The sequence below is a fragment of the Alkalibacter mobilis genome (assembly GCF_015594845.1).
Classification (GTDB): Bacteria; Bacillota; Clostridia; order Eubacteriales; family Alkalibacteraceae; genus Alkalibacter; species Alkalibacter mobilis.
The window spans coordinates 1-12052 of record NZ_JADNRK010000039.1; the positions used below are offsets into that span (position 1 = coordinate 1).

Below are 12052 nucleotides of genomic sequence, written 5' to 3' on the forward strand. Positions count from 1 at the left end.
GCAAGCGGTATTTAAACATGAAACACCTGGAAAGAATGGAGCTTGACAACCCAGAGTCAGTTGCTCTTTAAATATATTCAAACCAAATGGCTAATTAATTTTGCGAAAGAATCTTGACGGTACCATAAAACACCCTGGAGGAGTTACCCAAGATGTCTTATTTATGATACAGTTCACCGTATCGTTTAACTGACGGTTTTTAGAATGATTTATTTCAAATTATACTTATAGTAATTCCTAACATAAAAAGAAGTTTCTTTTTCGCACCTATTCCTCTTAATTATTAGTCTTTGAAAATTATTTCGTATTTTTTCAAATCATATACATTACCAAAAAAGCCTGTTAATATTGTTTCTACATTATTACGAGCATTTTCTAATAGACCATTTTCAATAGCATCTTTCTCTGCTTTTTGTTTTAACTTCTGTATTGCTTCATTATTTTCTGCCATACTAATTTTGGTGAAGATACTTTCCTTCTCATGATATATTTTAAAAGAATCCAAATCTATCTCATTACTTAATATTTTTGCCTTTGGTAATGTAACTTCAATTCTATTCTCATTTTCATCCCATTTAATATCCTCGAAATCATACCCTGCTTTTATAATTATATCATAACTATACATGTAAACACTTTGTGTGAATGGTATTGTAACTCCAAACAAATCTCTTGATTTATCTGTAACATTTAATTCTGTACAGTACGCAGATTGTGTAGCCAACTCCCCAATATTTTCAAATCCAATTTCAGTAGTTTGGCTTCCAGATGTTATAAACGGACTTAATCCAACACCTACAACTATACCAGCTAGAATCATCACCGCTACTACTAGTTTTTTTAGCATGATCATATGTTTTTCATCTCCCTTAATTAAATCTCTTTTTATATTGTGTGTAATTATGACTAAATTGCTCCGTTAAAAATGCCAATCTATTCTCAGACAAAGTCTAAACACAGATATTCATTTCTAAGCTCTTCTAAACCTTTGAAGAATTTCCAAACATTTTCGGTCAACCCTGCTATTAAATCAGCAGGAGCAGATGGAGATTGTAAAGCAATATTGACCAATGCGACAGGTTTTCCATCCACTTCTTCTACATTGCATTGCTTTTCTTTTTCATAGTCAATTAATTTTAATCATTTAAATACATATAAAATAAGCATATCATTATTTTCAAATTCTTACCATATAATGTGGAAGAATAATACATAAGCCATCTACACCTGTTGCATGGGGAAGATGGCTTACATTAATCTTAGGGTGAATTTAAATTGCCAATGAAAATAAAAAAGGAGAGGAGTCTTCATTGTCTGAAGACTCCTCTCCCAGGAAGTTTTTTACTATGTTTCTTATCGATTCATTGAAGTGTATCTCAATGGTGTCAATTTTTCTGTTATCTCCTACAGTAATCTTTTTAATGATCAGCTGCAGGAACATTTTTCTTTGATCCTTGTCGGCAGCATTGATTAGTTTGTTGAAGTCTTGCATGGCATCCTTTATGATGCAGTAGGGAATGGGGTTGTCCGAGTTTATGGTGATCTGCTCCTCGACCTCTGACCTGCGTATTACTAGGGAATTCTGACTTTCTACAATCTCTTTGATTCGTGAGGTCAAAAGGTCTTTTGAAAGATCCCCGCCCTCGTACAGGTCGAAGACTGTTACTTTTCTCATCTCAAAGTCTGCAAGTTGCATCTCGATCGTTGCCTTCTCAGTGAACAGTGGCTTGATGCTTTTAGCGCTCCTTCGGTTGACGTTGGCTACAATGTCTTTGGGAACCATTTTGTTTAAAAGGACTTCCTTGATTCGACTGAAAGCATACTCTTCTGCTTTGTCGGCTCTGGCGGAATTGGAGTTGCGCGCCATAGTGACTTTATTCCTGTAAGCCCCACAGCTGCACTACCGGATTTTCTTTTTTGTACCGTATTTGAGAGTGTTCATCGTATTAGTAGCTACCATGCAGCCCCGCATTTTGGACACCTAAGAAGACTGGCGAGGGGGAAGGATCCAGAGTACGATCTAGGATACTTGTTAGCACGGAAAGTTTTAAGTTATTGAGCCTTGTCCCAGGTTTCCTTTGAGTATGAGGAAGCCACCCAAATCCCTTATAATGTCCCGATCTGCTCCGAAGTTTTCGTCTAAAAGATCAATGAGCTTGGATGTTTCGGTACGTACATCTACAGGAATCGCATTAGGTATGCTACCCAATTCTGAATGATTATCAATATTAATCATAGCACGCTCCTTTCGTTTAGTTGTTTGGTACAATGCTATGATATATATTTGAAATCTTGTGGGAAAAGTTAAATAGTAAGATAGTGGAATATTTGGTTATTGATTCATTAATGATATAATGGTAACATGTGCAAATTTATTTCTAAATTACAAGAATAGATCCAAAAAACATTGCATAACTTGTATAACTTCTAGAAAGAAATTCGGGAGCGAAACTAGGGGGTTGATCAATAATGTCTAACTTTATTTTTTTGAAAGATTCTTTTCCGGTATTGGAGAGTCTCGGAAATGCAGCTGAAAATTATTTGTATAATGATCCTAATTCGTGTTTGATCAAATTAGGTATGATAGGTGAAACTGTAGTTAATCTGATGTACAAATTAGACAACATCGAGCAACCCGAAATTGATAATACACACGCAAATAGGATTAGAGTTTTAAAGAAAGAAAGTCTTCTCCCACAAGAAATTGACGAGATACTGTATGCCTTAAGAAAGGCTAGAAATAGAGCAGTTCATGAAGGATATGATTCTTTCGAAGATAGTTCAACACTACTGGAAATGGCTTTCAATTTAAGTATTTGGTTTAGCAACGCGTACGGAGAAACGGATCAATTTCAAGAAAGTTTTGTCATCCCAGAAGATCAAAGTCAAGCGACCGATTACAAAGCATTGGTTGAAAAACAAGAGAAATTAATAGAAGATCTTTCAAAACAATTAGAAAGTCTTGAACCGGCACAAGTTCCAACAGAAGATAGAGTCAAGAGAGCCATAGCTGCAACAGAAAGCATGCAACTTTCAGAAAGCGATACTAGGTACATTATAGATGAGCAGCTTCGTAAAGTTGGATGGGAAGTAGATACGAACAAGCTTAGATATTCAAAAGGGATAAGACCTGAGAAAGGTAGGAATCTTGCAATTGCAGAATGGCCTACAGACTCAGCTGTTGGGAATTGCGGGTATGCTGATTATGCATTGTTTGTAGGTCTTAAACTTGTTGGGATTATAGAAGCAAAACGCCAGTTTATGGATATTCCGTCTGTAATAGATAATCAGTGTAAAGAATATGCAAAACTCATAAAGGAAGAGCACAAGGAATATCAGATAGCAACATGGGGAGATTATAAAGTCCCATTTCTATTTGCCACAAACGGGAGGAAATATCTAAAGCAGCTGGAAACTAAGTCAGGGATTTGGTTTCTTGATGCAAGAGAGCACTCCAATATACCAAGAGCCCAACAAGGATGGATGAGTCCTGTAGGGTTATTAGAGTTGTTGGAAAAAGATGTTCAAGGATCAAACGAATTACTAAAGGGGTCTTCTTATGATCTGTTAAGGGATAAGGATGGACTGAATTTAAGAGAATATCAGATCGAAGCGATTGAAGCCGCTGAAAACGCAGTTATTGAAGATAAAGAGACTGCACTTCTTTCCATGGCCACAGGTACAGGAAAGACCCGTACAGTACTTGGATTGATTTATAGATTTTTGAAGACAGGCCGTTTCAAAAGAATATTGTTCCTTGTTGACAGAAATACCCTGGGTGAGCAGGCACAAGATGTCTTTAAAGAAGTGAAGATTGAAGATTTGATGACCCTGGATGAAATATACAACATAAAGAACCTGGAAGAAAAGCTAATTGAAAAAGAAACTAAAATCCAAGTTGCCACCGTACAAAGTCTAGTCAAACGCATACTTTACAATGAAGAGGACACGATCCCCTCAGTTGCAGACTATGATTTGATTGTTATTGATGAAGCGCACAGGGGATATATCCTTGATAAAGAAATGGATGAAGAAGAACTTCTTTATAGAAATCAAGATGACTATGTTAGTAAGTACAGGTCGGTCATTGATTATTTTGATGCGGTAAAGATAGCCTTAACTGCTACTCCGGCCTTACATACAAGCGAGATATTCGGCAAACCAGTATACAATTATAGCTATCGTGAAGCTGTGATAGATGGATATCTTGTAGATCATGATGCCCCTCACAACATATCAACGAAGCTGAGGGAAGAGGGGATAGTATATAAAGTTGGTGAGACTGTTGTAATCTATGACCCAATTACAGGTGAAATAACCAATAGTGATGAACTAGAGGATGAACTCAAGTTTGATGTTGAGAAATTCAACAGCCGAGTTATTACAGAGAACTTTAATCGGACTGTACTAGAAGAAATCTCAAAGCTTATTGATCCTGAAGGTGAAGGTAAAACACTTATTTATGCAGTTAATGATAGTCATGCAGACATGATAGTAAAAATATTGAAAGAGATATACGAACCGTTGGGTGTAGACAATGATGCCATTGTGAAAATAACTGGCAGTATTGGTGGTGGAAACAAGAAAAAGGTACTTGAAGCTGTTAAGAAATATAAAAATGAGAAATATCCCAATATCGCTGTGACAGTCGATTTGTTAACCACAGGAATAGATGTGCCTGAGATAACGACCCTTGTTTTTATGAGAAGAGTGAAGTCGAGGATCTTATTTGAACAAATGATGGGACGAGCAACTAGATTATGTCCTAGCATAGATAAAACTCACTTTGAAATAATTGATCCTGTGGGTGTTTATGAATCAATAGAAGATGTATCAACCATGAAACCAGTTGTAGTAAATCCATCTTCAACATTTAATGACCTATTGAATGGTCTTGAGCATGTTGAGGATGAAAAACGTGTGGAGAACCAAATCAATATGATCATAGCAAAGATGCAACGTAAAAAAAGAAAAATGAGTGAAGCTATGAAGGAGCATTTTGCTGATTTGACGGATGGAGATAATCCTAATGGATTTATCAACAAGTTAAAAAACATGTCTCCTGAAGAAGCTAAGAAACACATCCTAAGAAACAAACGGCTCTTTGAACTCTTAAACGAGGGAAGTACTGATCCAAAAAAGCCCATAGTTGTCTCTGACAAAGAAGATGAGTTGACTGCGCATACCCGCGGATTTGGCGAGGGCAAAAAGCCTGCTGACTACCTTGATGAATTCAAAGAGTTCGTCACACAGAATATGAATAAAATAGCGGCATTAAATATAATCTGTACTAGGCCAAGAGAACTTACAAGAGATACTTTGAAAAGCTTGAAATTGGAGCTGGATAGGCACAATTTTAATGAGCAACAATTAAATACTGCATGGAAAGTAATGAAAAATGAAGACATAGCTGCAGATATCATCAGCTTCATACGACAACAAGCTTTAGGTTCGGCACTCTTAAGTCATGAAGAAAGAATTCACCAGGCAATAGTACGATTGAATCAAAATCATGATTTTACAAAGATGCAGCAAAAATGGATAGAGCGCATTGAAAAGAGCCTTGTGAAAGAAACAATAGTTGACAGAGATACATTCGAGACAGGTTCTTTTAAATCAGACGGTGGATTTAATAGAATAGACAAGATTTTTACGCATCAATTAGATGATATAATAACTGAGTTGAACGAATATTTGTATGACGATGGAGGCAGTGTAGCTTAATGAATAATCAAGAGATTGTAGCAAAACTATGGAATCTATGTAATGTACTAAGGGATGATGGTATAACGTATCATCAATATGTAACGGAGCTTACCTATATTCTTTTTTTGAAAATGGCAAAAGAAACAGGAACTGAGAAGCAGATTCCAGAGGATTACAGATGGGATGTTCTTGTGAAAAAACAGGGAGTAGCATTAAGAAGATACTATAATGATCTTTTAAATCATCTAGGGGAAGAGTGCACTGGAAGAATAAGAGAAATTTACAATGGTTCCAGGTCAAACATTGAAGAACCCAAAAACTTGGAGAAATTGATCACTTCTATTGATGCACTTGATTGGTATTCAGCTAAGGAAGAAGGTTTAGGTAACCTATATGAAGGGCTTTTAGAAAAGAATGCAAACGAGAAAAAATCAGGAGCAGGTCAATATTTCACACCCAGAGTTCTTATTAATGTAATGACAGAGCTTATCGATCCACAAGCAGGAGAAAAGTGCAATGACCCTGCATGCGGGACATTTGGGTTTATGATAGCGGCGGATAAACATATTAAAGACAAAACCGACAACCTATATGATCTTTCTAGTGAAAAGCAAGAGTTTCAGAAAAAAGAAGCTTTTACTGGATGTGAATTAGTGCATGAGACGCATAGATTAGCCCTTATGAATGCGATGCTTCATGATATTGAAGGCAAGATTATTTTAGGGGATACATTATCGAATCAAGGGAAGGTTATGCATGATTTCGATGTAGTATTGACAAATCCTCCTTTTGGGACCAAAAAGGGTGGTGAGCGTACTACAAGGGATGACTTAACATTTCCTAGCTCTAATAAGCAGCTAAACTTTCTACAGCATATCTACAGAAGTCTTAAGCATAATGGAAAAGCGAGAGCAGCAGTAGTGCTGCCTGACAATGTTCTCTTTGCTGATGGCGATGGTGCATCAATACGAGCTGATTTGATGGACAAGTGCAACTTGCATACTATACTTCGGTTGCCAACAGGAATCTTCTATGCCCAGGGTGTTAAGACTAACGTTTTATTTTTCACTAGAGAAAAGACAGAAAAGAATAATACTAAAGAAGTATGGTTTTATGACTTGCGAACAAATATGCCAAAGTTCGGGAAAACAAACCCACTTAAAGAAAGCAACTTTGATGGGTTTATCAAAGCATATATGGCAGAAGACCGTAGTAAAGTTCGAGACGAAAGATTTTCATGTTTTTCAAGGGAGCAGATCAAAGAAAAGAATGACAGTCTTGATTTGGGTTTGATAAGAGATGACAGTATCTTAGATTATGAAGATCTTCAAGACCCGATTGAAAGCGGAGAAGAAGTAATTGCTAATTTGGAGGAAGCCATTGATTTGATTAGAAGTGTTGTTAAAGAACTTCACTCGCTGGGGGAGAAGTTTAATGACTAAGAAAAAACAGGAATTGTCTTCAGAAGAACAATTAAAGCAAGCATTAGTACCATTAGATGAACAACCATATCAAATACCTGAAAATTGGATTTGGGTGAGACTTTACTCTGTAATTTCAGAAATCAAAAATGGGACTACGATTAAACAAGACAAGAGCAATAATGGATATTCAGTTACTAGAATTGAATCTTTACAGAATAATACAATCGATTTTAATAGATTAGGTACTATTATTGATGAGACAAAAATAAGACAAGGCGATTGGTATAAAGCAAATGATATTGCATTAAGCCATATAAACAGCGCTGAACATGTTGGAAAAACTGCATTGATCGAGACGAATATGTTACCGCTAGTTCATGGAATGAATCTCTTAAGATTAACTTTCAATAAGATGTATAGTCCTAAACTATTTCAATTTTATTCTCAATCATATCAATATAAAGATAGTGTGATAAAAAGGATTAATAGAGCTGTTAACCAAGTAAGCATAAATCAAAAACAGCTAGGTAGTATTGAGTTGGCTATTCCACCTCTTGCAGAGCAACAACGAATTATTAGTAGAATAGAAAGCCTCTTTGAAAAACTTGATCGAGCAAAAGAGTTGATTCAGGATGCACTGGATACTTTTGAAAATAGGAAGGCAGCAATTCTACATAAGGCATTTGCTGGAGAGTTAACGAAACGGTGGAGAGAAGAGAACGGAGTAGGGATTGAAAGCTGGGAAGAAAACAAACTTTCTGAAATATGTACTATTAATCCCAAAAGAATTAATACAAAGGAGCTGGATGATAATTTGCTTGTTAGTTTTATTCCAATGCCAGCTGTTTCAGATGTATTAGGTGAGATTATATCGCCGCAAGTTAGAACTTTTGAAGAAGTAAAAAAAGGATATACAAATTTTTCAGAAGAAGATATTATTTTTGCAAAAATAACTCCGTGTATGGAAAACGGAAAGTGTGCAGTAGTTGGAAAATTAGTAAATGATATTGGATTTGGTTCAACAGAATTTCATGTTTTAAGGTGTTCAGAAAACGCGTATAATAGGTTTTTGTATCACCTCCTAAGAAGTCAATTCTTTAGAGATGAGGCAAAATCAGTCATGACTGGAGCTGTCGGACAGCAAAGAGTACCAAAAAAATTTTTAGAAGATTATTCTCTAAAACTGCCAAAATATTGTGAACAAATTGAGATTATAGAATTAATTGATAGTATGTTCGAAAAAGAAGAAAAAGCAAAAGAATTATTTAATTTAATTGATAATCTTAATCTAATGAAAAAATCTATTCTTGCTCGAGCGTTTAGAGGGGAATTAGGGACGAATAATCTAGATGATGAGAATGTACTTGTGTTGTTAAAAGCGGTTTTAGAGTGAGATTTTGCTTTCAGGGTCCTAGGCGATTGAAATAGTATCAGGGCAATCCAGTTTTAGACGATTTTATCAAAACGATATTCACTTTTAGTAGGGTTTGGGGTTTAATGAGAAAGAGAATTATACAATGAATCTTGAAAATTTGAGATTGATTGTTATAGGTTATGGAGGATAAATTATGAGCTTTGAAATGTTAAATCACTTTCCGGCTCCAGAAAAAGTTACAATAATGGAAACAGAAGGTGATACTCGCATTCCATACGAGAGAGTAAAGAGCTATGATGATAATGAATTTGAATTGTTTATTAGAGAATGGGTTGTCTCGCTTAAAGACCGATATCAAGTCCGAGGATTTGGCGGTGCAGGCGACAAAGGGCGCGATGTTGTTGCAAGAGATAGTGCAGGGGAATACATTTATTATCAATGCAAACATTATAATCATTCTTTAAGACCAAATGATATGCTACCAGAACTAGGTAAACTAACATATTACACATTTACAAATCAAATTCCGTTACCAAAGGAATACTACATTTTAGCACCAATGGACATCGGAGTTGGATTAAGTGATATGATTGACAACTATTCCGAAATAAATAGCACATTAGTTGAGAAATGGAGTTCTACTTGTCGCACCAAAATCACTAGTGAACCGCTTGAATTAAATCCTTCTCTTGAGTCGTATATACGAGAATTTGATTTTAGCATTTTAAGAACAAAAACAATGCTTGAGGTAATAGAGGAGCATAAAGCTACTGCTTTCTATGCATTCAGATTTGGAGGCGGATTGACAGTAAGACGCGATAGAAGAGTTGATGTTCCAAGCGTGGTTGAAAATTATGAGAATATATATATCCAAAAGTTTCTTGCGGCTGTTTCAGAGAAAGAAAACGTTACTATAAATACCATTGAAGAATTGGGGGTACAATTTCCACGCTATATGGAGAGCTTAAAGATACAACGAGAACGGTTTTATTCAGCAGAGAACTTAAAATTATTTGCGTCACAACACCTATTGCAAGAAGATTATTTTGATGATTTAACAAATGATATTTATTTTGGGATATACGATCTTCTTGATAAAATCTATCCAGATGGGTATACAAGACTTCTTGATGTAATGACACAAGTAGCTCAAATTGATTTGAAGCATAATTTACTTTCAAAGTATGATTTAGTTCATCCACAAGACAGACAAGGAATATGTCATCAACTCGCCAATGAAAGAAGTGAAATAAAATGGACGAAACAAAGATGAAATTGATCTCTACTATGCTTTTTGAGCATATGGCGATTGGGATGAAAATATTTAATTCCACTTCGCCATTGACGACTAAAGATATTCAAATAATTGCAAATGAAATGGGTGTCACTGAATATTCAGTAAGTATCGCTTTGAAGGATCTCGTTTCACATGGAATTATTAGCGTTGCTTTTGATGATGACTATCAATTGAATTATACGATAACAGAATTTGGAAAGTACTTTTTCGAACAATTCTTCTTAATTAATAATGATGCAGAAGAATTGTTTAAAAAAGCAAATGGTGAATAATATGAAAAGAATGATGTTAACAAAATTAGTACTATCAGGAACTGGGAAAAATGATGCCATATTATCTTTTGAAAAAGGATTAAATGTAGTAACAGGTGACTCTGATACAGGCAAAACATATGCTTTTCAATGTCTTAATTACATATTAGGTGGAGAGCGTCTTCCCAAAAAAATTACAGAAGCTCAAGGTTATGGTGTTCTATCCTTAGAATTTATTGTCGATGACGAACCGTATAAAATTGAACGTATGATTGGTTCAAGTAAGGTTGAGATTTACTATAATGAAGAAAAGAATGTCATGCCAACCAAACATGATGCAACAAACCCAAATAACCTTTCAAGATATCTTCTTCAGCTTTTACAAGAGCATGAGGAAAATGCATTACTCAAAAAGAATAATAAAAATGATACCCGGACACTTTCTTTTCGAGATATAGTTCATCTTGTTACAGTTGATGAAACTGATATAATTTCTGAAAATTCTGCTTTCAGTTCAGATCAATATACAGAAAAAACAGTTAGAAAATCAGTTTTTAAATATGTCATTACGGGAAACGATGATAGTGAATTGGAAGAAGTGGTAGATGTCTCTGAAGAAAATATTCGGAGAACAGGGGTTGTGCAGTTTCTTCAAAAGAAAAGAAAAAGCCTTTTAGATAAGATTGATGCAATTGAGGGAAATAAGAACTTTAAGTTATATACTGAGTCAGAGTCAATCCACTTAATGATTAATAAAATAAATAATCTCCGTGATGAGATTGCTAAAATGAATGTAGAGCTAACGGACAATCAAGTATCGATACATGGTTTTGAAAAGAAATGCTTTTCTGATGAAGTGAAAATGGAAGAGTTTCAAAAACTAAATCAGCATTACGTGGCAGAACTAAAAAAGAATCAGATGATTTTGACCTATTCAGATTTTCTTATACAACTGCCTCATTTGGACTGCCCTGTTTGCAGTCAGTCAATCTTACCTGATATTATAACTCCTGCTAACAGCGATGAATTATTTGAGTATTATAAAAACTATACATTAAAACTAAATCAGAAGGTTGATGGTCTTAAAGTGGCGATAAACGACATAGTTGAACGGTTGGCTTCAAATAAAGAAAATATTAACAAATTAGCTGATGAAAATAAGAATTTAACAAAAATCATTTCTGAAAAGCAGACAATATTGTCTTCTTTAAATAGAAACATTGCGGAAATCCGCCAATTAGAAGCTATGAAAAAATCATTGGAAATCTATCACCAAGAATTAGTTTCTGTTGAGAACGATATTATTTTTTATAATGAAAAGGTTAAAAACACAAAAGCTCCTTCAAATAACCGGAATATATTTATTTATGATGGGTATTGTCGCGTAATTGAAAATGTTCTTGAAGCTTGGGGCTTTTCAGATGAAGTTAAAGTAAAATTTGATATTGAAAAGCTTGACTTGGTCATTAATGAAAAGGCACGTTCGGAATGGGGGAAAGGGTACAGAGCTTTTATTATGTCAGCGATGGTAATTGGACTTATGCGCTATTGCATAGATAATAATCAGCTGCATCCGGGCTTTGTGATTATAGATTCTCCATTAGTCTCGTTGAAAGAGCGGAAAAAAGATGTTACTGGTAAATGGGTTGATGACTATATGGAGAAAAAAATGATAGAAGATATCATAGAAAAGGATTGCTTTAACCAAGTTATTATATTTGAAAATAAAGATATAAAATATGATCTCAAATATAATTATACAGAGCTCAACCATTATGGAGATGGCAGGAAAGGCTTTATTCCTTTAGATACCGAAGATTGAGGCTAGTATTTCAAGCTAAATCATTCATGCATATAAAAAAACCGCATCATTGAATATTCCACTAAAAGAAACCAGGCTGTCCGGAGCCTAGTGCCAATGGCTCCGGACAGCGGTTCCAACGGTTCCGGCTAGGAACCAACATTGATTATTCTTTAATGCCGTACACTTCTCTCATAG

General features: G+C 35.1%; 9 protein-coding genes. 6 read left to right on the top strand and 3 right to left on the bottom strand.

From position 1 onward, the window contains the following. Positions 1 to 283 precede the first annotated feature (283 nt). The 3 genes from IWB18_RS11765 to IWB18_RS11775 form a co-directional block, all read right to left on the bottom strand. Positions 284 to 853 (bottom strand): DUF4230 domain-containing protein, encoded by a 570-nt coding sequence (locus IWB18_RS11765; protein WP_195683815.1) that lies wholly within the window; start codon positions 851 to 853, stop codon positions 284 to 286. A gap of 417 nt (positions 854 to 1270) precedes the next feature. Continuing rightward, positions 1271 to 1867 carry a hypothetical protein gene (locus IWB18_RS11770; RefSeq protein WP_195683816.1) on the bottom strand — a complete coding sequence of 199 codons (597 nt, stop codon included), beginning with the start codon at positions 1865 to 1867 and terminating at the stop codon, positions 1271 to 1273. A 180-nt stretch (positions 1868 to 2047) separates the two neighbouring features. Continuing rightward, positions 2048 to 2236: a hypothetical protein gene (locus IWB18_RS11775; RefSeq protein WP_195683817.1), complete on the bottom strand. Its 189-nt coding sequence runs from the start codon at positions 2234 to 2236 to the stop codon at positions 2048 to 2050. A 233-nt stretch (positions 2237 to 2469) separates the two neighbouring features. On the opposite strand from IWB18_RS11775, the gene hsdR reads away from it, so the two are divergent. The 6 genes from hsdR (at position 2470) to IWB18_RS11805 (ending at position 11875) form a co-directional block, all read left to right on the top strand. Next, complete coding sequence (gene hsdR, locus IWB18_RS11780; RefSeq protein ID WP_207740832.1) at positions 2470 to 5724, top strand: type I restriction-modification system endonuclease; 3255 nt, start codon at positions 2470 to 2472, stop codon at positions 5722 to 5724. Then, positions 5724 to 7148 (top strand): class I SAM-dependent DNA methyltransferase, encoded by a 1425-nt coding sequence (locus tag IWB18_RS11785; protein WP_195683818.1) that lies wholly within the window; start codon positions 5724 to 5726, stop codon positions 7146 to 7148. Before hsdR ends, IWB18_RS11785 begins: the two co-directional genes overlap by 1 nt. Then, positions 7141 to 8523, top strand: a complete 1383-nt coding sequence (locus IWB18_RS11790) for a restriction endonuclease subunit S (RefSeq protein WP_195683819.1) — start codon at positions 7141 to 7143, stop codon at positions 8521 to 8523. Before IWB18_RS11785 ends, IWB18_RS11790 begins: the two co-directional genes overlap by 8 nt. A 175-nt stretch (positions 8524 to 8698) precedes the next feature. Beyond that, positions 8699 to 9778, top strand: a complete 1080-nt coding sequence (locus IWB18_RS11795) for an ABC-three component system protein (RefSeq protein ID WP_195683820.1) — start codon at positions 8699 to 8701, stop codon at positions 9776 to 9778. Next, positions 9760 to 10074 (top strand): helix-turn-helix domain-containing protein, encoded by a 315-nt coding sequence (locus IWB18_RS11800; RefSeq protein ID WP_195683821.1) that lies wholly within the window; start codon positions 9760 to 9762, stop codon positions 10072 to 10074. Before IWB18_RS11795 ends, IWB18_RS11800 begins: the two co-directional genes overlap by 19 nt. A 1-nt stretch (position 10075) precedes the next feature. Continuing rightward, complete coding sequence (locus tag IWB18_RS11805) at positions 10076 to 11875, top strand: AAA family ATPase (RefSeq protein ID WP_195683822.1); 1800 nt, start codon at positions 10076 to 10078, stop codon at positions 11873 to 11875. The last annotated feature ends 177 nt before the right edge of the window (positions 11876 to 12052 follow it).

Bases quoted from the DNA above. Each gene is read 5' to 3' on its own strand.
- IWB18_RS11805 (WP_195683822.1), top strand. From the start codon at position 10,076: ATGAAAAGAATGATGTTAACAAAATTAGTACTATCAGGAACTGGGAAA.
- hsdR (WP_207740832.1), top strand. From the start codon at position 2,470: ATGTCTAACTTTATTTTTTTGAAAGATTCTTTTCCGGTATTGGAGAGT.
- IWB18_RS11765 (WP_195683815.1), bottom strand. From the start codon at position 853: ATGATCATGCTAAAAAAACTAGTAGTAGCGGTGATGATTCTAGCTGGT.
- IWB18_RS11770 (WP_195683816.1), bottom strand. From the start codon at position 1,867: ATGGCGCGCAACTCCAATTCCGCCAGAGCCGACAAAGCAGAAGAGTAT.
- IWB18_RS11785 (WP_195683818.1), top strand. From the start codon at position 5,724: ATGAATAATCAAGAGATTGTAGCAAAACTATGGAATCTATGTAATGTA.
- IWB18_RS11800 (WP_195683821.1), top strand. From the start codon at position 9,760: ATGGACGAAACAAAGATGAAATTGATCTCTACTATGCTTTTTGAGCAT.
- IWB18_RS11775 (WP_195683817.1), bottom strand. From the start codon at position 2,236: ATGATTAATATTGATAATCATTCAGAATTGGGTAGCATACCTAATGCG.
- IWB18_RS11795 (WP_195683820.1), top strand. From the start codon at position 8,699: ATGAGCTTTGAAATGTTAAATCACTTTCCGGCTCCAGAAAAAGTTACA.
- IWB18_RS11790 (WP_195683819.1), top strand. From the start codon at position 7,141: ATGACTAAGAAAAAACAGGAATTGTCTTCAGAAGAACAATTAAAGCAA.